Origin of the sequence: Cellvibrio sp. KY-GH-1, from assembly GCF_008806975.1 — a bacterium.
Lineage (GTDB): Bacteria > Pseudomonadota > Gammaproteobacteria > Pseudomonadales > Cellvibrionaceae > Cellvibrio.
Genome location: NZ_CP031728.1, coordinates 5235346 through 5260206 on the forward strand (window position 1 = coordinate 5235346; position 24861 = coordinate 5260206).

A 24861-nucleotide genomic window follows, 5' to 3' on the forward strand; every position below is an offset into this window, starting at 1 on the left:
CGCCCTGTCAGTGGTCGCTCCATGTCTGTCGGTTTGCGTTATACCTTGTAAGCAAACCATGTTGCCGGGGAGTAATCCCCGGCTTTTTTATTTATAGCAGTGGCATATTATGAGTGTTCAGAAAGCTCGTTACATCGCGGCCGTTGAAGCGGGCGGTACAAAATTTAATTGTGCGCTGGTGGATTTACATTTCAACTTGGTGGTGCAGGGCGCATTCCCAACGACCCACCCCGAGGAAACCTTGCCAGCGGTGCGCGATTTTTTTAAGCACGCGGCGCGTGCGCACCATGGTGAAATTATTGCGATGGGAATCGCCAGCTTTGGGCCAGTAGATTTATTCATTGAGTCTGAGTTGTATGGCTACATTACCAACACGCCCAAACCCCATTGGTCCAATGTGGATATTTGCGGTTTTTTCGCGCGTGAATTTCAGGTACCAATAGTGTTTGAAACAGATGTTAACGGTGCAGCCTGGGGCGAAAAAGTAGCGGGTGCTGGACAATTTCTGAATGATTTTGTGTATGTCACCGTTGGTACGGGTATAGGCGCTGGTATTGTCGTTAATAATGCGCTGGTGCATGGCATTCGTCATCCGGAAGTCGGGCATATGCTGATGCCGCGCGACCAGGTATCCGATAATTACGCGGGTTGCTGCCCTTATCATCTGGGCTGTTTGGAGGGGTTGGCATCGGGTAAGGCCATTGAGTCGCGCTGGGGTGTTGCTGGAAAATATTTACCGGCGGATCACCCCGCGTGGTTATTGCAAGCGCAGTATCTGGCACTCATGTGCGTTAACCTCACGCAAATACTTGCACCGGAGAAAATTATTTTTGGTGGCGGCGTCATGGAGCAGCCACAGCTACTACCTCTGGTGCGGGAGTACTTTTCCGCCTACGTCAACGGTTACGCCCCCAATGCAGTACTGAACAACCTGAAAGACTATATTGTTAGAACGCCCCTTAATGGCACTGCCGCAATTTTAGGTATTTCAGATCTCGCGTTGCAGGAATTGCAGCGCCGCTTAGCCTGATGAATTTTGGTTTGCGCATTTTCAATCAAATAATTTTTGAGTAACGAATAGTTTTGTTGTTATCCGTTTGTTGTAAATACTCATCAAACACCATGCAGATACGGCGAATGAGCAAGCGGCCCTTGTTTAATACTTTTATCCCATTGTCGTCGATTTGTATGAGCCCATCTTCAGCCATTGGTTGTAATTGTGCCAATTCGGAACGGAAGTGTTGTTGCGCGGTGATATCAAATAGGCGCGTGAGTTCATGGAAGGATAATTCGCAATAGCAAATCAACCGGTTGATGACGAAGCGGCGCAATAAATCCTCTTGATTCAAGGTAAAACCTTTAGCAATGGGTAAAAGTCCCATATCCATTTTCTGTTGATAGCTGTTTAAATCTTTTTCGTTTTGTACGTAGACATTGTCGATCATACTGATGGAAGAAACTCCCAGCGCCAGCAAGTCACAGTTACTGTGAGTCGAATAGCCTTGAAAATTTCGCTGTAATTTTCCGCTTTGTTGAGCGTTAACCAGTTCATCCCCCGGTTTGGCAAAATGATCCATACCGATATACACATAACCGGCACGCTGCAGCGTTTCAATGGCGTGATGCAGCATCTCCAGTTTTTCACCGGCGCCAGGAAGTTCTTCGGCACGAATTAATTTTTGGCTTTTAAATAAATGCGGCATGTGTGCATAGTTAAACAGGGATAATCGATCAGGTTCCAATTCAATCACTTGCTGTAGCGTTTGTTGCAATGACTGTTGATTTTGCAGCGGCAAACCATAGATTAAATCCATGCTAATAGATTGATAATCTTGTTTGCGCAAGGCATGCACCATGTCCGCAACCTGTGCAACAGAGTTAAAACGATTTACGGCGCGCTGCACATTTTCGTCAAAATCTTGCACGCCCATGCTCACGCGATTGAATCCCAGCTGGCGTAGATGCGCCATGGTGCTTGTACTTACGGTGCCAGGGTGTATTTCAATTGAGAACTCGCCGGTTTCATCATCCGCAAATTTGAACAAGCGCCTGCTGGCATTCATGAGGAGCGACATTTCTTCATCGCTGATAAATGTTGGTGTTCCACCACCCCAATGAAGTTGTTGAACTTCCTTACCAGGTTCAAACATTTCTGCATAGAGCGCAAGCTCTTGGATCATGCGGTGAATGTAGGGTAGGGAACGGCTTTTGTTGTTGGTAACAATTTTGTTGCATCCGCAGTAGTAACAAAGGCTTTCACAAAATGGTATGTGGAAGTATAAAGAAAGCGGACGATGTGCAAGGTTGCTGCGGACGATCGCCCTAAAGAGTGCGGACTGGCTAAAACTTTCCTGAAATTGTGGTGCCGTTGGGTAGGAGGTATAGCGCGGCCCTGCCAGGTCATAGCGTTGGATAATTGATTGATCCCATTCAATGGGCTGCGTAAAAATGGACATGGCGGCTCACCGGTAGTCTGCTTGATGCCATGGTAAAACTTACGTCTATTCCCGAATTGATGTGGATCAAGCCTATAATGGCTCTTCGCCGTAAACCTCTTAATGCGGCGTGTTAATTGGCGTCGCTTGCCGTTGTTTTTTCTGGTTTGAGTTCTTATGTCTCGTTCCCGCCCTTTGCTACAAGATAATTATGATGAAATTGCCGATGCCCTGGTGGGCCCCGGATTCATTATTCTCGATGGTGTTTTTCCTCCGGAAATAACGGATGGCCTGGTTGACCTGATTGCCGCCCGCGAAGGCCTGCTTACACGTGCGGGTATAGGTCGCGAGGGGGATTATCAAGTCAATGATTCGGTGCGTGGCGACGCGATTCAATGGTTGGAGCCGGGCGATGGTGCTGTCACAGAATTTTTATCTGCGATGGATAAACTGCGGCGGGCTTTGAACGAGCGCTTGTTTCTCGGTCTTGCCGACTATGAAGCGCATTTTGCCAGCTATGCGCCGGGCGCCTTCTATAAAAAGCACCGCGATGCCTTCCGCGGTCAGCCTGGGCGCAAAGTCTCCAGTGTCTTTTATTTGAACCCGGCTTGGGACTTGGCGGCAGGTGGTGAATTAGTGCTCTATGATGAAGCAGGAGAACAGGAGTTGGTTCGTGTTGCACCAGAATGCGGCAGGCTGGTGTTGTTTCTTAGCGAGGACTTCCCGCATGAAGTCCTGCCAGCGAGAAACCCGCGCCAGAGTATCGCGGGATGGTTTCGTATCAGCCCCTAACAATTTTGAAGATTGAAGGGTCATTAGCCTAATGTCTGATTATTTTTAGGAAATGAATCCTTTGGTTATTTATAAATGCGGTCAAACAGCCTGCTTGAAACGGGTATAGGCGCTCTGGCTTTGTCAGGTAGAGCAATGGATGTTGTTAGTTGGCAATGCTTTTGCAAGTGACTGCATGTAGCCCGCTAAAACTCTTCCGGGATGGAAGAAATGGAAACCAGGGATGCGTGTTTGGCGGGCAACAACCACAACTATATACAAACAAAAAAAGAACTAAAAAATACTCAGAGAACCGCAAAACGAGGCCGCGCATGCTTAAGGAACTCACCATGAGTGAAATGAAGATAGATTGGCAGGGTTATGACTCCGGCCATTTCTACGACGAATTAATTAGTGCTCCCGGTAAACCCCGCCCTGAAACCAAACACCTTGCTCAATACCTCTCGTCACTTTCTGGCGAAGAACTGCAGGAACGTAAACTCTCCGCTGAACTCGCCATTAAAACCATGGGTATATCGTTCACGGTGTATAGCGATGCTGGCAACATCGATCGCGAGTGGCCCTTCGATATTATTCCACGCATTATTCCGCAGCGTGAATGGCAAAAAACCGAGCGCGGATTAATCCAGCGTTTAACTGCCCTGAATTTATTTATTAACGACATCTACAACGATCAAAAAATTATCAAAGATAAAGTCGTGCCTTCCTATTTATTTGAGGATTCGGTGAATTTCCGCAAAGAGTGTATGGGCATGAAGCCCGCTTACGGTGTTTGGTCACACATCTGTGGGAGCGATTTAATTCGCGATGACAAGGGTGAATTTTTTGTACTGGAAGATAACTTACGTGTTCCCTCCGGCGTATCTTACATGTTGGAAAACCGCAAAGTGACCAAACGCGTATTTCCAGAGTTATTTGAAAATCACAACATTGTTCCGGTTACGGATTATCCCAACCAATTGTTCGACACGCTTGCGTCGCTGTCGCCCCGCAAATCCGATCGTCCGGAAATTGTGGTGCTCACGCCTGGTATTTATAACTCCGCCTATTTCGAACATTCCTATCTTGCGCAACAAATGGGTGTGGAACTGGTGGAAGGAAATGATTTGGTGGTAGACACCGATGATTGCGTTTATATGCGCAGTATCGACGGCTTAAAGCGTGTAGATGTTATTTATCGCCGAATTGATGACTTATTTTTGGATCCGGAAATGTTTAACCCGGATTCTGTGTTGGGTGTGCGCGGTTTAATGCGCGCCTGGTTAAAGGGCAATGTAGCACTGGCGAATGCCCCGGGTGCCGGCGTAGCGGATGATAAGGTGATCTACACCTTTGTGCCTGACATGATTAAATATTATTTGGGTGAAGAGCCCATTCTGCCTAATGTACCCAGCTATTTGTGTGTCGATAAAAAGCAATGCGATTACGTACTCGCCAATTTGGACAAGTTGGTTGTGAAACCTGCGAATGAATCCGGCGGCTACGGCATGATTATCGGCCCGCAAGCGAGCAAAAAAGAATTGGAAGAGTTTGCGTTGCGTATTAAAGCCAATCCGCGCAATTACATGGCACAACCGTTAATTTCATTGTCCACTGCGCCCATTCTCACCAATGGCAATGCCGAGCCGCGCCATATCGATTTGCGTCCCTTTGTACTACAAGGTAAGGATCATTGCGTAACGCCCGGCGGCTTGACGCGCGTTGCTATGCGCAAAGGTTCTTATGTTGTGAACTCGTCGCAAGGTGGCGGTAGTAAAGATACCTGGATTGTGGTGGAGGACTAAATTATGTTGTCCCGTGTTGCTGAGCGAATTTATTGGTTAGGGCGCTACATGGAGCGCTGCGAAAATACCGCACGTCTGGTGAATGTGAATTCCAACTTGTTATTGGATTTGCCCAGTGGAGTGCGTGTTGGCTGGGGTTCGTTAATTGATATTAGCGGTACTGGCAGCTACTTCAAAAAAGATACGCTGAGTGCCGACGAGAAAACCGTCGTGCATTTTATTCTGGCAGACAAAGACAATCCTGCATCGTTAATTAACTCACTCAGTTTTGCGCGTGAGAATTCGCGTATCACTCGCGAAATCATGCCTATGGAGGCTTGGGAATTAATTAACGATTTGTATCACTACATTCGCGATCGTGCAGACAGAGTTACATCGCGCCGTGATCGCAATATTATTTTATTACACGTTATTAGCAGTGTGCAGCAATTTACCGGTTTGTTGGCGGGTTGTATGAGCCACAACAATGCGTACGATTTAATTCGCATTGGTCGCAACATCGAGCGTGCGGATATGAGTACGCGCATTGTGGATGTGGGGCTGGTAAATTTATTGCCGCATTTATCCATCGGCGGCACCGAAGTGCTTGAACCGTACGACAATATCCTCTGGATGAGCGTGCTGCGCTCTTTAAGTGCATATCAAATGTATCGCCAGCACATTCGTGACCGTGTTAATGCCAATGCGGTGGTTTCGTTTTTGTTGCAAAATGAAGATTTTCCCCGCGCTGTGGCTCACTGCTTAAAGCAGTTAGAGCAGTGTTTATGGGCCTTGCCGAACAGCGAGAATGTGTTGGCTGCTATCGTAAATATCCAACACAAACTCGATGAAGCAAATCTGGATCAGTTATTGCAAAGTGGATTACATGAATACATTGATGAGTTGCAATTGGAAATCGGCAATGTGCATTTCAGAATTGCAGAAACTTGGTTCCTGCCCGTGGTGATGGCACAGGAACAAAAGACCGCCTGATTGATCTGCTTGTTTTAATGTGCTGGACGTGAACTACACAATATCCAGCACTACCATCTTGCGTGTTGTCTCTCTGAGACCTGGCCCGTTGTTCGGGCCTTTTTTATTCTCATCCCAAAACCACCTCCTATGGAGCTGGATGTTTTATTGCAAGTAATGTCATTCAATATAAATAATCTGCGTCTATTGAAGTCTGAAGCCCGTCACTACGAAGATTATTTAACCCTCGCCAAACGTGCCGCCGAAGTCGCCGATATTTCTGCGCGAGTGCGGGAGTTTTTGGTGTTGAAGAAAGCCTTGATTGAAGGAGGCGATGAGCAATTTCGGTTTCATTCGGGGGGGATTGAATTAATTGTAATTTACAAAAAGGATGCTTGTTAGCTGTTAAGGCGATAAATGCTTTTTTTCATGGCGCTACAATCGATATATCAAGAGCCTTTAAAAAATTCTGTGTAACTGCCAGCTCAACGATAATCCATCAATCGCTCATCAAACACAATCATAAAATGATTGAGCGCTGCTCTCCAATTGCGAATGGGCATAGTCCATTTTTTGGAGGCATCTTGGATCGCCAGGAAAATCACTTTCTTGGCTGATTCATCCGTTGGAAATAATTTGCGCTTTTTGATTGCCTGACGGATTACGCTATTCAGCGATTCAATCGCGTTGGTGGTGTAAATTGCGCGACGAATGTCTTCGGGGTAAGCAAACAAGGTGCGTATATTTTGCCAATGGGTATGCCAGCAGCGACTAATTTGCGGGTACTTTTCATCCCAGCGCGCACCGAGCTGCGCGAGCGCCAGCAGTGCCTCTTCTTCAGTGATGGATTGGTAAATTCGCTTCAGGTCTGCCGTAACGGCTTTGTAGTCCCTCCACGGCACGTATTTCACTGAGTTGCGTACCATGTGTACGATGCACAGTTGAATCTGCGTTTCGGGAAAGGCCGCGTTAATCGCCTCCGGAAACCCTTTTAGCCCGTCAACGCATGCGATCAAAATGTCTCGAACACCGCGATTCTGTAGCTCCGTCAGCACGCCCAGCCAAAATTTTGAGCCTTCATTTTCCGAGAGCCACATGCCTAATAATTCTTTCTGGCCCTCCATGGTAACGCCCAATGCAAGGTAAATGGATTTGTTGATAACCTGCTTATCCTGGCGAATCTTTACCACGATGCAGTCGAGATAAACAATAGGATAAACCGAATCCAGCGGGCGCGATTGCCATTCGACGACCTGCTCAATAACAGCATCTGTCACTTTGGAAATATGAGTAGCAGAGACGTCTGCACCATACATGTCCTTGAAAGTGGCTACGATTTCGCGGGTGGTCATGCCCTTGGCGTAGAGGCTTAGTATTTTGTCATCCATCGACGTAAAGCGGGTTTGGTGTTTCTTCACCAACTGCGGCTCAAAGCTGCCTTCGCGATCACGCGGCGTTTTGAGCTCCATCTCACCGTCTTCCGTTTTCAGGGTTTTAGTGGTGTAGCCGTTACGGCTATTGGCAGCACCTGATTTTTGGTGTTTCTCGTAGCCAAGATGAGCATCAAGTTCACCGTTGAGAGCTGCCTCAACGGTGATTTTGGTGAGCATTTGACTGAAGTCGCTCAGGTCTTTCTCAGTCTTCATGTGCTTTGCTGCTTCGCGCGCAAAGGCTTCAAGGTCTTTTTTGTTCATACTGTTTATCCTGCCTATATGAGGTTAATGATAAACAGTTACACAGATTTATTTACAGTCTCTATATCAATTTTATATATGGGTTCTGAGAAGTTGCTTTGCTAATTACAGTATTGTATTCTGGCGTGCAGTTAATCGTTTATGTTTAGGGATTGCATGTCATATGGAGCTTTAATTCCAGATAATACCTATCTCTTTCCCCCGGTTTTTACAAAAAATAAATCTTGTAACCAAAAATTTGTCTTTAGTCTCTCTTCTGTTGTCATTGGTATTTCAAGTGCAACTATTCATTAGTTCGCTTGTTCCGCATATTTTTATCGTTAAAACTTACACATGGAATATAAATATGATTCGTTATGGTTGCGCTGTATTTTTAGGTGTTCTTTTAGCTTCCGCATCCCAGGTGGCCTCTGCTCAAATGAAGCTGGCTTTTAAAAAAATTAATAAGCCGGTGAAAGTTATTGATGTTAATTATTATCAATGGAACAACACGTCTTCTGATCTGATTTATCTTGATGCGAGTAATTCGCCCGATGGCGCATATGGGCCAAAAATTGGTTATGGCAATTTGCAGTTGAGCTTTGCCACTCCTTATGGAGGTGCAAAGCCTTCAACAATTGTGACGCTAACGTTGGATCAACCTATTGCTTGCCGGGTAAATCCTGATACAGGTGCAATCTATATGGCGGGAGATGTTTTTTTCTCTACAGATAAAGTGACTCTGATGGGGTTTCATCAACGAAGCGCTAGTTGGAATGATGCCGCTGTTTACCACAATCCGACAAAAGTTGAGCAGGCAATAAGTAAAGCACTTTATGCTTATAACTCCGGGCAAAAAATATTTATTAATAGAGTTATCATGGCCCAGAACGTTCTTGATAATAGAAACGATTACACCGGTGAATTTACTTCGTATCCGTCTTACCGAACAGTTCGTTGTGTGTTGAATTATGATGATTTTTATTTGATCGGTAATTCTGATTCCAATCAGTCTTCCTGGATAAATGGTGTCGTTGTTAACAGTGGTGGTAGTGCGCCGGCTAACCCTGTTAGTACGAATTGGGGTTTTGAAATTACCACGGCGGGAGCCTATGAGGTTTACGCTCACTGGGTCGCCAATAAAAATACCGTTAGTAATATTTCTTACGCATTTGATGGTCAACCAGCCACCTCCGCAAATCTGGATCAAAATATCAGTTCCGGTATTTGGGTGAAGTTAGGTGCTAGTAAGACGTTCACGGTTGGAAGCCATAACGTAACTATCGCTGTTGATCCTACTGCATTCTATGTTGTTGATGGGATTAAGGTAGAGCGAGTTCAATAGCTTTTCAAACTTGCATCAGTATGAGGCCAGCGTAAATTGCTGGCTTTTTTATGCGTATTTAATGTAAATGGATGATCAAAGTGGCCAAGCATACAAAGGGTAGTAGAGTTGTCGCGTTATTGCTTCGACAAGTCATGGGATTATTAGTAATTGCATGTGCAGGGGTGGATGCGGCAGTTCTCGCCCCCAATTTGCAGCCTATTATGAACGTGTATTATTCACCTGCGGTTGTTGATGTCGGTAAAAATTCTCGACTCTATTGGTCGACTGCGAACATTAGTCGCTGTGAATTGCTTGACGGTACCTTATTGCCTCTCGATACGAATGGTAGTGGAAAAGGAAATCCTGTTATTGAGGGATATACGAAAACAACGAGTGTTCGTTGCTACAGTAGTAAAGGTGTAATTATCCGTAATGCCACGCTAACGGTTAACGGCACTCCGCCCTTGCCAAAAATTACTGCTTTCAATTCAAATTCCTTATCAATCAATCGCGGTCAAACAGCCACGCTTTCCTGGTCTGCAACTGATGCTACCAGCTACAGCATGGATAACGGCGTTGTTATTGCTGCAAATGCCACTTCGGTAACGGTAACGCCCGCCCAAACCACTACCTATAAGTTAACCGCAACCGGGCAATGGGGTAGTGCTTCGCAAACAGTGATTGTTGTAGTAGTACAGCCTGACTCCGACGGTGATGGAGTTCCTGATTATTGGGAGATGCTGCATCAGCTAAATCAAACCTCGAATGATGCACTGTTGGATCTCGATGCAGATGGGTTAACAAATCTTGCAGAATATGAAGCGAACACCAATCCTAAAAGTGCTGATACGGACGCGGACGGATTACCTGATAAGTACGAAATTAATTCTGGATTAAATCCGTTAAATGCAAATGATGCGGCGCTGGATACTGATTTGGATGGGGCTAATAACCTTTACGAGTTTTATGTAGGGACTTTACCTAATAGTGCGTCATCTCATCCATTGCTGCAAATTGTTGAAGAATTTAAAATGGAATCACTTCCTTGTCTCATTGATGAGGTTTGTTATGCGAAGGTTTATTGGCGGATTAAAAATTACCAGTCCGCATGTTTAATGTTGTTACCTAATGCGGTTTTGGCATGTGGAAAAGAAGGTTTCATCGAAGTTCCTGTTGATAACTCCAGTAAAGAATTGCAGATTTGGAATACTCCGACCTTAGGAACAGGAACTCTTTCGAGTTTGGTTGTTAAAAAGCAATTGCTTGCCTTTGGTGAGATCGTCCCCTCAGTTATGGGGCCATGTGAGGGGGTGGATCCTTGTGCAAAGTCTGTGTCAATAAGATACCAGCCATCAACAATTGCCGGCAAATATTCTGAAGCGGCGACTTTATGGCGTCTTGTAGATGGTGTGTGGAAAAGCTGGAAGGTCGTATACCAAGGTGCAACTGATTTGACGGTCTATGCCTCCTTAAGCACCGGTCATTTATTTGAACTGCGAGTTGGAGCCAATGATTTACAAGGCGAACTTCTATCGAGTTATGTGTTGTGGAAATCTGGCCAACAAAGTACACCTGCGTTAACAGCTCAGCTCTGTGAAAGGGATTCGTTGGGTGACAAGTGTCATTATGATGTTCGCTGGAATAAGGCAAGTGTCGGGGGTGAGGGCACAGAACAGTGTTTAATGAACGGAAATATATTGCTCGGGTGCACATCAGGCAGCCAGATGGCGGTTGTTACAGATCGTCCTATGAATTTGCAGCTCAGAGTGGGAAATATTTCAACAAACATTTTTGCTGATCTGCGTTTAAGTCCTAAGCTAACGAGCAGTCGGAAGCTCGCCGCCAAGTCCTGTCTAGCTGGGCAGGATGGATCATGTGCTACAGTCGTAAATTGGAGTGCAGCTCCTGCAGGTGCATGCATTTATCTAGATAGTAAACTACTATCGTGTTCGATTTCTGGTTCAATGCAAGTGCAGCTATCAAGCGCGAGTGATTCAAAAATCGCTATGCGTGTTGGTGCGGACTATCTGTCTTCGCAAGAGTTAGAGTCTGTAACTGTAAAAGCACTCAATGGAGTGTTAGATGTATCCGCTTCAGTTTGTAATATTTCTTATCCTAAAGAGAAATGTGATTTACATGTAGCCTGGGCGGTAAACTCTATTGATCCAGTGTGTATTTATTCAAACGATAAGCTTCTTTCCTGTGGTAACACTGGTACGTTGGATTTGCCTCTTTCGCAAGGAGTTTACAAGCTTGAGTTGCGAGGGCCGCAAGGGGGCGTTAATAAGGCTATCGTCACGCAAGCAGTCAATGTTATTACCCTGCCATGGGGCAAAATATCCTTTCCTTATTCTACAGATCAAAGCGGAGCTCCTGTAAATGGGGTTTCCGGAAGTGATGTCTGTGTACTTCAAGCCGGGACACAAACTTGTACTATTCGTGTGCAGGGTATTTTTCAGCGCGCACCTAAAAATGGTTATGCCACCTTGTGGCGTAAAGTAAATGGAGTGTGGGTCAATTACTTTAGTCGGCCTGTCTCAGATCTTTTTGTATTGGATTTGCCCGCGATTAGTGAAAGTCCGTCTGAGTTCAAATTGACATGGCGTGATAGTTACGAAACACCAGTTAGTGCTAATGAATATCTTTTGGATCAGGTGACATTAAGGGCAGTTAAGGAGACCCCCTATGAATATTTGCTTAAGCCATCAAAGACTTTTTGTTACAGAAATAACGATGCTTCAAGTTGTTCGTTAACTGTAGGCTGGTCGACAAATGATTTAAGAAGCAACTCGTTATGTATTCAACTTGTAAATGAAGTTTCATCAGAGGTGATTCAACAAGTATGTAAGCCTACTGATTTGGTTGTTGGAAGTTGGAAAGGTGAGTATCAAATTGCTGTTGGTATGGAGCCGGTATCGGTTAGGATGATCCAAACATCGCCCCAAGATGTTAAAGCTAATATTAGGCTTACTTCAATTGTAGGTTTAAAGAGTCTAGAGGTGGGAGAGTGTAAACGGAAAACTAATACGCGGTGCAGCGTAGAGTTAACTTGGCAATCAGACCTACCCAATACCTGTATTTATGGTGGGGAAAGTGTATTTTGTTCAGGTAATTCCGGAAAAGGATACGCAGTAATTGATATTGATTATGAGCTGTCTGGGTTTCTGGAATTACGCGCAGGCGATGTTAGTGGTGACTTGTTGGCAAAAATCAAAGCGGTTGCTTTGAAGCCAAAAGTTGAACTTGATTTCGTAAATGGTGCTCGGGTTGAGGCAGGTTCTTTAGTGCAAATAAAGGCCAGGATTACCGATCCAGATCAACAATTTAAGTCAGTGAGTTTTTATATAGATGGGCAGTTGATTAGCCCTACTAGTATAAGTCCGGAAAGTCAGGGAAGTTGGGTTCCCGTCCTGCCTGGTAGTTACACCGTTAGTGCCGAGGTGAGCGATAAATGGGGAAATGTCATTAAATCAACACCTAAAGTGATTCAAGCTACTCCAGCAATATTACCTGACTTTGATGATGTGCACGGTGTTTCTGATTTGGGTGATGCTCTATTGCAGGGTTTGAAATGGACTCCGTTAAATCATGCGGATATGTTGGTAGCTAAAACGCCAAATCCATCAAAAATCAGTTACAACAAATTGACGAAGTTTACCGTCAATCGTCCATTGAAAATTCTTAACACTAGTGATGCTTATACGAATGGTTTGCAAGCCGCTAAGCTGATAATTGTTGATGCTGCAGACATTGCCCTAAATAGCAGTATCGAAATTATAGGTGAGCCCGCCGATATTCTTTTGATTAATTCTGCTGCTTCCAAACGTATCACATGTTCCAAATGTGCATTTAAAAATGCAGGACGTGTGACGTTTGCCGTGGCTATACCTTCGACACCTTTAACAGCAGCTACCAGCAACATAGATGCGCTAACCTCGCAGGTGGGTGGTGAGGTTTTCGTCGATCACTTACGTGCAAGTGATGTGGTATCGGTAGAGTTTTTAGCTGAAGTTGTTCACACCAGCGGTATTATCAACACGCAGCAATACACCACCGATGTTAACGGTAAAAATTTTGGTGATGCAATTATTCCGGGGGTTAGCAAAGTAGTTGCTTCAGGTGGTGTTAGCCTGCTGCACGGCCGTATGGATGTTGATTACACGACATTAAAGGTGAATCAAATTCGTACTGGTGCGGCTGAACTTAAGGTAGATGCAAATATTAGCTCAGGGGCGATTAACCTCATTGCTGCTGCACCTATAAATCTTAGTGGTAATTTGAGTACGGCATCGGATTTTAAAGCCATCACTAAATACCAGGGCAAAGTCTATGCGCAGCCTGAATTAATAATGATTAAATCCTTGGCGGCTGATGAGGTGTCAAAGAATTCTATTGTGCTTAATTCTGCTGTGATTACAGACGGAAAAGCTGAGTTGATTAGTCAGGGAAATATTAATCTCTCGTCGGCACAAGCCAGCATTAGCGGTCACACACTTGCAATCAACGCAGTAGGTGATTTCAAAAGTCTGGGTAATCTTAGGGCGAGCCGAAAATTTAAGTTGATTGGATTAAACACGGATGAACCCTCAATTCAACTGGGTGCTAACTTGGTTGAAAACCGCGGCAATATTGATGTTACAGAGCAAGAAATAATCAGCGAAAACTCGTGGGGTACTCCCAAAGTAAGTGGAACTCTTGCAATAACATCAAAAACGGATGTGTTAAACCGTTTTGGTGGGTTTATTAAAGCAAAATTAATAACTGTTGCCGCTCAAACAGGACGTATCCGCAACGGTTCTCTTTACGCATTTGATGATCCTGCCAGGGAACAAGAACCCATCCTTCCTGTAGGGCATGATACGCAGACGATTAGTACTTTGACTGTATTACCGGTATCTGATGTCAAGCCTTACCTGGCTCCTGCAGCAGTTATTCAGGGTATGGAAATAAAGCTCGAGGCCAATACCTCGATTGAAAACATAAACCCCTATATGGAGCCAATCAAATTAGGTTCGGATGAAGAAGTTCATGCCCGTGTTTCGCGCGATGCGCAAGCGCATGCGGATGATGTTCAAATTCAAGCGCTCAAGAAACTTATATTGGTTGCACCGAAGTATGTGCTGAATAGTTCGGCGAACTTGGGTGTCAGCGAGTTTTCTTTGTTGCCCTCATTAATTATCCAATCGCCGCAGGTGCGCAACGAACGTTACTATTCGTATACCGTTTTGGAGTCTGTGGATGAAACCAAACAAGTGGAAGAGCAAAACTCAGGTGCAACCACGACCACAACATCAAGTATTAAGGGAGTTAAAGCGCGCTATGGTTTCTACTCTCCTCCAGGGCTTATTTATTCCTTCGCACCAGTGCATATGCAATTTGGTACCGATACCAATAACCCAAATGCAGGCTTATTAAATAACGCTGGATTTGTGGATATTTACAGCACAGTCAACCTTTTTGGTATTGGAAAAATCACCACTCTTGGGGTCAAGCTCGACAAGTTGGCTTATGAGACAACTAGCACCACGCGTACTGTGTTGGATGAATGTGTTGAAACATCCTACTGGAATGGTTATGACTATGAACCGGAGGTGATTTGTGAGTACGGCAGTTATAACCGGGAAAATAAGCCTGAGGGGCAATATTTCGACCCTGTTCTGGATAACACCTTGTTTGCTGTTGCTGGTCGACTGGATGCACCAGGGGTTTTCTTTAATGCTAGCAACCACGAAGTGCTTAAAAATATTCGTGAGCAAGTCATTAATGATTACATGGCTGAGCAGCGAGCTCGTAAATATTTGCACCAAGTGCCAGATTATTGCGAGGAAAAAGTCGATGTGAATTTATCGCCGGATGGTCTGTCTGTTGTTACCCGAGCCTATTTCATATCTAAAGCACCTGTAAGCTGTCCTGGTAATAGTTACGCGCTAAAGAAAGCAGTATCTGAGTTGGTTGCCGCCAGAGTGAGCAACCTGCCTTACGAACTAAACTCCATGATTTCCCGCTACAACAGCTGGAAATCCAGGGTTGCACAATAATCACGGAGGATCACAAAATGATACTGAATAAAATGAAACGTAAAAAATTTAAATCCTATATTTCGCTGAAACAACGCATTACTGCCGCATTTATGGTGGCGGTAATGTTGCTGCAAATTTGCGTTCCCACTGTTGCGCTTGCTGCTACTGCTTGGGGTACACAGGCAGAGTTCAATCGCCAATTGCAACTGCAATTGGAAAGTGGGTTGTTTAGTCGGGTAGAAAACACAGCGGCAGATGATGCCTACAAAGGCGCGTATTACATCTATCAAGAACCTCAACCCACCACAAACCTGCTGGATTTTTACCGTGACTACAACCAGATAAGTGATTCGCCAGTTATTAAAATGGTGGGTGACACTTTTGTACAAACCCGTTTGATTCGCAGCCAGATCAAGGCGTTGCTTGGGCGCTTCTTGATACCAAAATCCATTGCGCCGTTAACAGTGTACGCCGCTGAGGCTGAGCAAATTAATAAACTGTATGCGGCGGGAATAGGTTACGGCGGTCCAAAGGACAATAGGATACCAATGGGTACGCTATTGGCAGCTAATGCGTCTGTTGCTACCGATATGATTTGGCCTGAAGTACGTACTATTACTACTAGTACGGGTGATGTGAATGTGTGGGTTCCAGTGGTGCACCTTTCGCAAGCAACTATGGAAAGTAAAGTTGATGGTCATGACATCAATTTATTCGGTGACACTAAATTTGCTGGCCTTACATTAAGTGAAGATGTTTTATTGACCGGCGGCAACAACACCATTACTGGTGTGAATGGGATTATCAATAATGGTGGCAATATTCAGGCGCTGGGTAATATTACGCTGTCAAGCTCGGGAACCATTGCCAACCTGGGAGGTGTATTTAGTGCAACGGGCAATTTAAAAATCGTTGCAGATAATTTTTACAACAAAACCCTCGTTGTTCCCTACAAAGATAAAAATGGTGAAGGAACCAAAATTGGTCGTGTAGCCCAAATTACTGGTTCCAGCATAGAAGTTGTTGCTGCAGATGGAATTACCTTTGAAGGGGCATCTGCTGTTTCTACTGAGGGAACGCTAACTCTCAGTGCTGAGAACGATATCAACATACTACCCGTACAAACTGGTAGCTCCGGTCAATCCCAAAGTGGCCACTGGGAAATCAATAAATCCACTACAGATTTATTAATGTCCCGCCTCGTAGCAGAAGACACGCTGAGTTTAATTGCCGGTGGCGTAATTAATATCACTGCATCCGAATTGATTAGTACGCGTGGTGGGATTGAGCTGCTGGCCAAAAACGGCATTCATATTCTCGATGAGCTTGAACAAACTACTATCCAAAAAGAAGACCGCAAAGGGAAAACCACGGGCACTTCGTCGGAGTTTCGCACTGAAGCAGTTCGTGCAATTTTAAAAGCCGGTAAAGGTGTATTACTGGATTCCGATTTTGGCGATGTAACTCTCAGGGCAACAGAAATTACCAGTACCGAGGGTGCTCAGGTCAATGCTAAAAATGGAAAAGTTCATTTGTTAATGACAAAAGAACTGGAAGAGTTCCATCTGCAAACAGTGAAGAAAGGCTCATGGACAATCAAGACTCGCACAGAAGATGTGATCCACGAAAACAATATCCAGAATGCGATTATTGGTGGGTTGGAGGTTCAAGCTAAATATGGAATCAATGTTGAGTACACAGGAAAAGAAGATGCCTCACTGCGTCAGCAATTAGATGAATATGCCAAGATGCCAGAAATGGCTTGGATGGCGAAGTTATACAATAAATGCTGGGTAGAAAAAGAAGATGAGGGTATTACTTTAGGGGCAATAAGTGCGACTGATCCTGCTAATGCAACCAATTGTGATGGGCCTAAGGTCAGTTGGAAGCAAATAGAAGAAGTACATAAGGAAATTCGAAAATCAAAATCTACTCTGAGCCCGGCAGCAATGGCAATTATTGCTATTGCTGTATGCATTGCTATGGGACCAGCTGGAGCTGGTTTGATTGGTGCCGGTGGTATCGGAGGTGCAACGGTAACTGCTACCTCTCTTGCAGGGGTTACGACTGTAACTACAACGATTTCTCTTTCAGGGGCAATTGCTCAAGCTGCTATGTTAACCCTTGCTACTCAAGCTGCACAAAGTTTAGCGGCTGGAAATAATTTGCGAGAAACCATAAGCAGCTTTGATAGTGATGAAAACCTCCGGTCGCTGGCTATATCTATGGCTACAGCGGGTGCGATGAATTATACAGGTGTTGGAAAGTTAGAGTTGTTTGATGTTCCGCCAGGTACTGAATACAACTTTGCATCATTTGGGAATCAAGCATACAACGCTGTTGTTGGTGCAACAATTAATTCTGCAGTTTCAGTAACTATTAATGGCGGAAACTCTGATGCATATAAAGATGCATTCAAACAAAGCTTGGCACTGCAGGCGGTAAATACAATTGGCGATGTGATGACCGAAAAAATTGGTGGCTTCGCTAGTGGACAAAATCCTCAGATTAATGAAGCGATGAAATATATCGCATTAGCGGGTACCGGTTGCATAATCGGATTAGCTTCCTCATCTGCAAGTTCTAGCTCGTCGAATAGCTCTGTTTGTTATTCGGGGGCTGGTGGCGCTGTAATCGGTGAATATGTAGGTGAACTGTATAGTGAGAGTAAGCAACGTGAGCAGCAAGCTCTTATTGAGAAGTACCTGCTCGAAAAGGGAATAGCAAATACAACAGATTTTTATAATTTAGATCCCATGGCATATGGGCAATTAGTAGCCCAACGCCCTAAGTTTACTCATGAAGAAATTTTCAACATGAAGCTAATAGGGGTTGATCTAGCTAAACTATCAGCCGCTCTTACTGCGTTTGTTGCTGGTGCTGATGTGAATGTTGCAGCAGATGCAGGCGAACGTGCTTCACGGTACTCAGCATTTTATAATTTTGATGCGGCAATGGAGGCGGTTGCTGCAATTGATCATTTTATGAAGCTGGAAGATGTTTCAAAAATGGTGGCCGAACTCCAGTTGGTTATGGGGGATGAATCGAAAATCGATGTGATAATCAAAAAATTTATAGCAACAGGTAAGTTTGAGTTTCTGCGTGGGTTGTCAGTTGTAGAGGCTCTTGATGCATTGATTAAGTATGTGAAATTAAATGGCGACTCCCTAAAGTTAGTTGATGTATTGAGATCTGTAATGGATTCCTTTCCTTCGGGTCGGATTAAGTTATTTGCTGCGCCGTATCGGGATGGCACTAATGATCAAATTAGTAGTTTACAGGACTCACTGTTGCGAGCTAAAAATAGTGGGTTATATGATCCTAGAGTCCATGTTGAGTCTGAAAAGCTGTTAGGCTTAATGGCCGCTGCTGGGTTTGACCCCAACGATAATGAATTTGTAAAAACATTAAATAGACTCATTGAACTTGCTCCTGCTGAGGATAGAAGGGCAATCAAGTACGTAGTTGGTATGGCTTTGGGGGTTAATAAGTTTTTGGTGGACACTGGTGGTGATCTTGCTAGCACTGCTGATTTTGTTGCTGGAACACCTGTGGCTGCGACAGAAATGATCCTTTTCTATGTGACTGGTGATCCCGTATATCACGACGGTGCCGTTAACTTTATGGAGGCCTTCGGTCAACTGCAAAATGTGCTCAGTAGTCTGGACGATGTTCCAGAAAACATAATAAATAGTTATAAGGAAGAAATCAAAAAAGCGGAAGTTGAAGAGCAAAATGGGAATTATATTGAGGCTGGAAAAATTCGAGCAGCTGCTGGGTTAACGGTGGTTTCGTTAGCTATTGGTGTTGGAGCAGTAATTAAATCTGTTGGGCGAGCGGTTGCTAAAAATGGATCTCATGTTGATTTTGGGGATTTTGCAGATGAATTGGATGAAAACATTAAAGCCAATGGAGGGAGGGTGGATGGTGAATTTTATGGTGTGGATGATATTATTCCTTCACACATATTTACTTCAAAAACAAAGCTTCAGGAGTTTATTTCTGAATATGATATTCCATTAAAAAATGGGTGGACTGTTGAACGGCTGTACAACGAGGTGTTATCCAAGCCTAAAGGTCAGCGACCATTGCCAGAAGAGTATTTGCCTGCCAATTATATCGCATCGCAACTTAGTCAATTTGATCCCTACCGCCAACTTCGGACAGTTAACTAACATACATTTTTTGCCTCAAAGCGCTCGGGGCTAACAAAGCCAATAGCGCTGTGACGGCGGTAGCGATTGTAATCCACTTCGATATATTCAAAAATAGACTCGCGCGTGTGCTTTCCATCTAGCAATGGCTCGCCGTGAACCAGCTCAACCTTAAGTGAATGAAAGAAGCTTTCCGCACACGCATTGTCCCAGCAATCACCCTTGCGACTCATACTCTGTATTAGCGAATATTTTTCCAGTAAATCCCTAAACGCATGCGATACATATTGGCTGCCACGGTCACTGTGAACAATAACGCTTTTTGGGAATTTTCGTCGCCACAACGCCATCATCAATGAATCACAAACCAATTGCGCATCAATATGTTTGCTCATCGACCAACCAACAACTTTTCGAGAATATAAATCAATCATCACGGCCAGATACAACCAACCTTCTGTAGTTTGAATATAAGTAATATCGGTCACCCATTTTTCATTAGGTTGTTGCGCAGAAAAATCTCTAGCCAACAGGTTGGGCGCAACAGGTAGTGTATGATTGCTGTCCGTAGTCACCTTGAACAGCTTGGCCGCTTTTGCAATTAACCCCTGCCGTTTCAGGCTTTTCCGAATGGTTTTTATGTCGAGCGGATTATCTTGCTCCGCCAAATCATAAAAAATCCGATCCGCGCCATACCGGCCTTTTCCAGCCTCAAATGCTGCCTTTACCAACGCATCAATCGCTTCTCTTTGCTGCATGCGCCAACTAACCATTTCACGATTATCAAGCCAGCTGTAATACCCACTTCGCGAAACCAACAGAACGCGCGCCATCATCGCGATTGAATATAGCGCGCTATTTGTCAGCATAAATTCGTAGCGTTTTATTTTTGATGCTTCGCGAAGTAGGTAGCCGCCTTTTTTAGGATTTCAAGCTCCTCTGCTTGCTCGGCGAGCTGACGCTTGAGGCGTGCATTTTCAGCGGCGAGGAGCGATTCTCTTTCAACATCAGTACGGCTATTGTTGAGTGCGCTACGCCAACTGTAAATTTGACTGGCATATATGCCCAGTTTTTCGGCGGCTTCCGCTACGCTCAATCGTTCGGCCAGTTTAATGGCCTCACTTTTGAACTCGGCTGTATACTTCTTATTCTCTTTTGGGGTTGGTTTCTTGCTCATGGATCACCTCTGGAGTAAGTTTACTCAGTTTCTAAGGTGTCCGATATTCGCGGAGGGGATCAATTTGATACTGGTGTTGTTCGTATTGCATCTCGCTCTTTTGCTCAAGAAGGAAAATATTACTTTGGTGATGAAGGTTTTGCTATGCCATATTCAGAATGGCAAAGGATAAAAACAGAAGCTAACGGTGACTATGCGATTATTTCTAAACGACTTGGATTTGTTACTACTATTGATCCGGAAAAAATGGTGATACTTAAGTTTAATAGAAGTGATGTTTCGAGCTTAAGAATTCCTACTGGAAATGAAATTCCAGACAATCCATCGTATGGAGCAAACCAGCTTTGGGTTCCAGGCATTAAAACAATAAATGGTGTAACTGAAGCGCTTTTTAAGGTCCCAAGTAATGTAAAACCTACTGAAATTCCTTTTTAGTTGAGGTATAAAAAATGGTAATATATTTTTCTCAAGATGGATGGAGATTGTTACAGGAAGATGAGGGAGTGTTTTTCAGCTTTATTGATCCCGGCCATTGTGGTGCGGAAATAAAAATTGAAATTGACAATGAGATGAAAGATTATCTGCTTAGTAACAAGCCAGGCCCAGATGTTATAATGAAAATGCTTAAGGATAAGGGGTTTTTTAATAAACATAAAAGATAGTTGACTTCTTAAATGTTGGTTATTTTTTATGGGGGCAATGTATATTGTTGTTCGCTCGATGTTCCTTAAAAAACGCCTAGGGATATGCGGTAGTTCCCGCAGGCGAAAATCACGATTGCATCGAGTATTACCTCAAGCACGTGAAGCACCAAAACCTACTGGAATACCACCGCCAGGCAATTATGCCCCGGTGGTTTTTAGGTTTCCTATAATAAAAAACATACCCTGAATTTTGATATACAGCTGCGTTCGGTTACGCTGGTGAGTGACCGTTGATTGACACATATAAATAAATACTTTCAGTGCCATTCCACCCAATGAATCACAAATCTGTGATTCATATCTCCCATATTATTCCCGCTTATTTTAAATCCCAGTCTAGATTTATTAACTCCTTCCCGGTTCGTGGTTGCGGGGCGAAGGTAATTTATCAACCTGATTATTGTGGAGATAAACGTGAAATTTATTAAACACATACCCAGCTACACGTTCTTGTTATTGGTTTTTCTGTCCGCTTTCTCTCACGCGGAAACATGGTTTTTTGATTTCGGGCCTGCTACGCAAAATACTACACCGGGTTATAACAATATTAATCATCCGGGGATTCAAACCCATACCGGGTTGATTAATGCGGATGGTTTGACGACTGGGGTTTCGTTAACCATCAGTATTCCATTTAATACCGATGGCACTAATCCGAATGGCACTACAACACCGGCGCCGGAAACCGGGTTTTTGAGTAGTGCAACGCGCGATAGTTTTTTTGGAAATGTTGCTGTATTTCAAGGAATTTCTGCGCCCAATGCGCAAATGCGTTTGACTGGGCTGGACCCGGCGCAGCGGTATGATTTTTCGATTTTCGCATCGCGTATGGGTGTGACTGATAACCGTGAAACCGAATATAAAATCACCGGTGCTAACTCGGCAGCTGCGTATCTGGATGCTTCCGGAAACACGGCAAATGTTGCAACCATCATTGATATTCAACCCGCTGCCGACGGCAGTATTGTTATTGATTTAGCGCCGGGGCAGCAAATACCAATTCCACCAAATTCTATTATATTGGTGCGATGAAAATTGTCAGCCGCATCATTGTTCCTGATACTTGCGAAGCGAGTGATACAGCACTTGATGATAAATTAACAAAATACACTTATATCGATGGTGTATCGCCTTACACCATGGGGCATTGGTTGTATCGTCCGGCGGGTTATTCCTATGCGCCTTGTAAGAAATATCCGCTATTGGTTTGGTTGCATGGGCTTGGTGAAACCTGTAGCAAGGGCTCATTGGATATATTGAATAAATCCAGCCTGAATTCACCGGGTTATCAAATTTTGCAGGGAACTGCTTATAGCAACCAGCGCCCATTTTTAAACGGAATTATTTTACAACCACAGACATGCAGTAGTTGGAACGCATCGAATATTGATGCAATGATCGAATATGTTAAAACCCAGGTGCGCGTGGATGATGAGCGGATTTATGTAACTGGTTTGTCGTTAGGTGGTGGTACCTGGGCTTACGCTGCGAGCAAATACACCAAAGTCGCAGCGATTGTTCCTGTTGCGGGTACTGAATCTGCATTGAGTTCTATTAACGCGGCGAGCCATGTTCCTACCTGGGCATTTCATAATTATAACGATACTAATGTCGGGCCGGGCTTGGGGCCAGTGACGGATTTATTCCGTTGCAAGAGTTATACGCATCGCGAATGTACAGTGGAGCATATTGATCGCATGATTCCATTTGCAACTGCAAAAGTAATGCAAAATTATTCCGCCAATGGCGGTGCTACACAAGCAGCGACGGATAGAACGGCAGCCTTGGGGAAAATATTGCCCGGTGATTTGTTACCAACCCAATGGAATTGGAATGATGGCCGTGCTCCGTTGGATAGTTCGGCAAAAACACTCATGACTATTTATGCTGCCAGTGGACATAGCGGTTGGTCGACAACTTATAGTTCACAAGCAATGTGGCAATGGTTGTATGCACAACAACGCGAGCCAGCGCCGACATTAAAAATAAGTTCGCAAACGATCACGCCGGTTAATGCAAGTATTAGCTCTGCAGCAACGCTGGTGGTTAGCGCAAAAATTTCCTTGGGTGGAATTCCGGTAGCAAGTGTCTCGGCTGATTTAAAAGCGCTGGGTGGCTCCAATGTTCAACCAATGATTTATGACAGTGTGAGTAAAACCTATAAATTAACTTACACACTACCTGCGACCGGCGTTTCTGTTGGTGTTAAGGGCGTTGGAATAGTTGCCGTGGACACCAGCGGTAATCGCACGCTCAAGTTTGTGACTTTTACTGTTGATCCATAGCCTTTTAATCGCGACCAATAGTTAAAATTGTGCTGGGGGAAATAGGGGTTCAATAAATTGAACCCCTACGGGGTGAATTATCAAATGCTGACCGTAGGGGCGCAATTTATTGCGCCCTGATATTTCTCGAACATTTTGCTTATTCGTTTTCTGTTTTAAGGATTTTTCTCGTTAGACAAGTTTTGATTCACCTGCAGGTTAAGAATGACTTCAGTTATGGTGGTAGTATATTATGCTACTGAGTAGTATGTGTATGGCGAATCTGAGGCATTAGTATGGGTATGGTAAAAAAGAGTATTACGGTAACCGACCAGCAAGATAGCTGGATTAAGGCCCAGATTGAGATGGGCCATTACGGCAACGAAAGTGAGGTGGTCAGGGAGCTCATACGTGAACGCCAATTGCGAGAGCAGGAAGCCGCAATGGGAATTGAGCTGATCCGTGGAAAATTGATTCAGGCGGAACAAAGCGGGTTTAGTGAACAAAGCACGGAAGACCTGTTAAAGGAAATTAAGAAGGGATTGGGGCGTAATGCGGTATCGACTAAGTCATGAAGCAAGGATGGATCTGGCCAGAATTTACTGGCACGGCGTAACGGAATTCGGCGAGCATCAAGCGGAACGTTACTATCATGCACTGATCGCGCGATTCGAAAAAATAAGTCGTGCCCCTCTGGTTTATCCGGCTGTTGATGATATCCGCGAAGGTTATCGGCGCAGTGTTTGCGGTGTTGATAGTATTTATTATCGCGTGAACGCCCAAGACAATTATGTTGAAATAATGAGGGTGCTTGGTCGGCAAGATGCTTTCGATAATCTGTAATTTGCTATTTCTTGGCTGACGTCGAATGGTTGTGAATAAAATTACACTTTCATTTTTATCGTTGCAGATCTAATCCTTGTATAACAGTTTTATATTCCGTAGGGGCGCAATTTATTGCGCCCTTTTTTTTGTTGGGGCAATGCTTGGCGATTATTTCGAATAACTGCTGTCAGTTTTAAATGCTTCGCCGGTGGTATAAAACTCCCCGGCAGCCATATAGTGGATGCTGCGTTTTTGTGGATCGTCAGAGAAATGCCAGCGACCATTAAGAAATTGTTCGGCATCGGCATAGGCAGCGACAACTTCGCCGACGATGAGATCAATGTCTTCTGCGCCTTGCTTGATTACTTTGCACTCCAGCCAGCCAATGCAATCTTCAATAAAGGGTGCAGCGATTTTAGCGGCGGGGAATGTGTTGATATTGAAGCGGGAAAATTTATCCAGCTCGCGGCCGCTCACATCACCAACATCCAATGTGAGCTGCGCAATTTTGCGCATGGGAAATTGCAAACCAAATTCGCCGCTGGCGTTGACCAATTCGCGCGTGTAGGTGTTTTTATCAATCACGACTGCAACTTTGGCGGGCGAAAAATCCAGCGGCATAGTCCAGGCGGCAGCCATGATATTGCGTTTCTCTCCATGGGCGCTGGTGATAATGCTGACCGGGCCATGGTTGAACAGCTTGTAACTGTCTTTCAGCGGTATTGATATAGGCTGGGTCATGGAGCGGATAATTC

At 44.5% G+C, this 24861-nt stretch carries 18 protein-coding genes; 14 read left to right on the top strand and 4 right to left on the bottom strand.

Features of this window, described 5'->3' with window-relative positions; genetic code table 11:
* Positions 1-109: 109 nt before the first annotated feature.
* Positions 110-1030, top strand: coding sequence for an ROK family protein (locus tag D0C16_RS22025; RefSeq protein ID WP_151034325.1), 921 nt, complete (start codon positions 110-112; stop codon positions 1028-1030).
* A gap of 25 nt (positions 1031-1055) precedes the next feature.
* Here the strand turns inward: D0C16_RS22025 and hemN are convergent, their stop codons facing one another.
* Complete coding sequence (hemN, locus tag D0C16_RS22030) at positions 1056-2456, bottom strand: oxygen-independent coproporphyrinogen III oxidase (RefSeq protein WP_151034326.1); 1401 nt, start codon at positions 2454-2456, stop codon at positions 1056-1058.
* Positions 2457-2612: 156 nt separating this feature from the next.
* Here hemN and D0C16_RS22035 point away from each other — a divergent pair, with 156 nt between their 5' ends.
* The 4 genes from D0C16_RS22035 (at position 2613) to miaE (ending at position 6364) form a co-directional block, all read left to right on the top strand.
* Positions 2613-3227 (top strand): 2OG-Fe(II) oxygenase, encoded by a 615-nt coding sequence (locus D0C16_RS22035; RefSeq protein WP_151034327.1) that lies wholly within the window; start codon positions 2613-2615, stop codon positions 3225-3227.
* Between the two features lie 338 nt (positions 3228-3565).
* Positions 3566-5011 (top strand): circularly permuted type 2 ATP-grasp protein, encoded by a 1446-nt coding sequence (locus D0C16_RS22040; protein ID WP_151035068.1) that lies wholly within the window; start codon positions 3566-3568, stop codon positions 5009-5011.
* Between the two features lie 3 nt (positions 5012-5014).
* Complete coding sequence (locus tag D0C16_RS22045) at positions 5015-5983, top strand: alpha-E domain-containing protein (protein ID WP_151034328.1); 969 nt, start codon at positions 5015-5017, stop codon at positions 5981-5983.
* A 129-nt stretch (positions 5984-6112) separates the two neighbouring features.
* A complete protein-coding gene (gene miaE, locus D0C16_RS22050) occupies positions 6113-6364 on the top strand; it encodes a tRNA isopentenyl-2-thiomethyl-A-37 hydroxylase MiaE (protein WP_225318814.1) in 252 nt (83 codons plus the stop codon).
* An 83-nt stretch (positions 6365-6447) separates the two neighbouring features.
* Here the strand turns inward: miaE and D0C16_RS22055 are convergent, their stop codons facing one another.
* On the bottom strand, positions 6448-7656 hold the full coding sequence (locus D0C16_RS22055) for an IS256 family transposase (protein WP_151034329.1): 1209 nt from the start codon (positions 7654-7656) through the stop codon (positions 6448-6450).
* Positions 7657-8002: 346 nt separating this feature from the next.
* On the opposite strand from D0C16_RS22055, the gene D0C16_RS22060 reads away from it, so the two are divergent.
* The 3 genes from D0C16_RS22060 to D0C16_RS22070 all read left to right on the top strand — a co-directional run bounded on the left by D0C16_RS22060 (position 8003) and on the right by D0C16_RS22070 (position 19157).
* Positions 8003-8980, top strand: a complete 978-nt coding sequence (locus D0C16_RS22060; RefSeq protein WP_151034330.1) for a hypothetical protein — start codon at positions 8003-8005, stop codon at positions 8978-8980.
* A gap of 203 nt (positions 8981-9183) precedes the next feature.
* Positions 9184-15000 (top strand): Ig-like domain-containing protein, encoded by a 5817-nt coding sequence (locus D0C16_RS22065; RefSeq protein WP_191968594.1) that lies wholly within the window; start codon positions 9184-9186, stop codon positions 14998-15000.
* Between the two features lie 17 nt (positions 15001-15017).
* The gene (locus D0C16_RS22070; protein ID WP_151034332.1) at positions 15018-19157 is read left to right on the top strand and encodes a DUF637 domain-containing protein; all 4140 of its coding nucleotides are present in this window, start codon (positions 15018-15020) and stop codon (positions 19155-19157) included.
* Here the strand turns inward: D0C16_RS22070 and D0C16_RS22075 are convergent.
* Positions 19154-20313 (bottom strand): IS3 family transposase gene (locus tag D0C16_RS22075; RefSeq protein WP_225318661.1). Its coding sequence is split into 2 segments (ribosomal slippage): positions 19154-20058 and positions 20058-20313, totalling 1161 coding nucleotides; the frame shifts between segments, so codons are not numbered across the junction. The two genes, D0C16_RS22070 and D0C16_RS22075, sit on opposite strands and share 4 nt — an antisense overlap.
* A 36-nt stretch (positions 20314-20349) precedes the next feature.
* Here D0C16_RS22075 and D0C16_RS22080 point away from each other — a divergent pair.
* The 6 genes from D0C16_RS22080 (at position 20350) to D0C16_RS22105 (ending at position 24124) form a co-directional block, all read left to right on the top strand.
* Positions 20350-20748, top strand: a complete 399-nt coding sequence (locus tag D0C16_RS22080) for a hypothetical protein (RefSeq protein ID WP_151034333.1) — start codon at positions 20350-20352, stop codon at positions 20746-20748.
* 14 nt (positions 20749-20762) lie between these two features.
* A complete protein-coding gene (locus D0C16_RS22085; protein ID WP_151034334.1) occupies positions 20763-20975 on the top strand; it encodes a hypothetical protein in 213 nt (70 codons plus the stop codon).
* Between the two features lie 456 nt (positions 20976-21431).
* Positions 21432-22049, top strand: coding sequence for a hypothetical protein (locus D0C16_RS22090; protein ID WP_151034335.1), 618 nt, complete (start codon positions 21432-21434; stop codon positions 22047-22049).
* A complete protein-coding gene (locus tag D0C16_RS22095; protein ID WP_151034336.1) occupies positions 22046-23302 on the top strand; it encodes a PHB depolymerase family esterase in 1257 nt (418 codons plus the stop codon). The genes D0C16_RS22090 and D0C16_RS22095 overlap by 4 nt, the downstream gene beginning before the upstream one ends.
* A 275-nt stretch (positions 23303-23577) precedes the next feature.
* Positions 23578-23856 (top strand): type II toxin-antitoxin system ParD family antitoxin, encoded by a 279-nt coding sequence (locus tag D0C16_RS22100; protein WP_151034337.1) that lies wholly within the window; start codon positions 23578-23580, stop codon positions 23854-23856.
* 7 nt (positions 23857-23863) lie between these two features.
* The gene (locus D0C16_RS22105) at positions 23864-24124 is read left to right on the top strand and encodes a type II toxin-antitoxin system RelE/ParE family toxin (RefSeq protein ID WP_255481951.1); all 261 of its coding nucleotides are present in this window, start codon (positions 23864-23866) and stop codon (positions 24122-24124) included.
* 150 nt (positions 24125-24274) lie between these two features.
* Here D0C16_RS22105 and D0C16_RS22110 read toward each other — a convergent pair whose 3' ends face one another.
* Positions 24275-24847, bottom strand: coding sequence for a flavin reductase family protein (locus D0C16_RS22110; RefSeq protein WP_225318815.1), 573 nt, complete (start codon positions 24845-24847; stop codon positions 24275-24277).
* Between the last annotated feature and the right edge of the window lie 14 nt (positions 24848-24861).

Bases quoted from the DNA above. Each gene is read 5' to 3' on its own strand.
- hemN (WP_151034326.1), bottom strand. From the start codon at position 2,456: ATGTCCATTTTTACGCAGCCCATTGAATGGGATCAATCAATTATCCAA.
- D0C16_RS22095 (WP_151034336.1), top strand. From the start codon at position 22,046: ATGAAAATTGTCAGCCGCATCATTGTTCCTGATACTTGCGAAGCGAGT.
- miaE (WP_225318814.1), top strand. From the start codon at position 6,113: ATGGAGCTGGATGTTTTATTGCAAGTAATGTCATTCAATATAAATAAT.
- D0C16_RS22100 (WP_151034337.1), top strand. From the start codon at position 23,578: ATGGGTATGGTAAAAAAGAGTATTACGGTAACCGACCAGCAAGATAGC.
- D0C16_RS22055 (WP_151034329.1), bottom strand. From the start codon at position 7,656: ATGAACAAAAAAGACCTTGAAGCCTTTGCGCGCGAAGCAGCAAAGCAC.
- D0C16_RS22070 (WP_151034332.1), top strand. From the start codon at position 15,018: ATGATACTGAATAAAATGAAACGTAAAAAATTTAAATCCTATATTTCG.
- D0C16_RS22025 (WP_151034325.1), top strand. From the start codon at position 110: ATGAGTGTTCAGAAAGCTCGTTACATCGCGGCCGTTGAAGCGGGCGGT.
- D0C16_RS22035 (WP_151034327.1), top strand. From the start codon at position 2,613: ATGTCTCGTTCCCGCCCTTTGCTACAAGATAATTATGATGAAATTGCC.
- D0C16_RS22105 (WP_255481951.1), top strand. From the start codon at position 23,864: ATGGATCTGGCCAGAATTTACTGGCACGGCGTAACGGAATTCGGCGAG.
- D0C16_RS22065 (WP_191968594.1), top strand. From the start codon at position 9,184: ATGAACGTGTATTATTCACCTGCGGTTGTTGATGTCGGTAAAAATTCT.
- D0C16_RS22045 (WP_151034328.1), top strand. From the start codon at position 5,015: ATGTTGTCCCGTGTTGCTGAGCGAATTTATTGGTTAGGGCGCTACATG.
- D0C16_RS22085 (WP_151034334.1), top strand. From the start codon at position 20,763: ATGGTAATATATTTTTCTCAAGATGGATGGAGATTGTTACAGGAAGAT.
- D0C16_RS22110 (WP_225318815.1), bottom strand. From the start codon at position 24,847: ATGACCCAGCCTATATCAATACCGCTGAAAGACAGTTACAAGCTGTTC.
- D0C16_RS22040 (WP_151035068.1), top strand. From the start codon at position 3,566: ATGAAGATAGATTGGCAGGGTTATGACTCCGGCCATTTCTACGACGAA.
- D0C16_RS22060 (WP_151034330.1), top strand. From the start codon at position 8,003: ATGATTCGTTATGGTTGCGCTGTATTTTTAGGTGTTCTTTTAGCTTCC.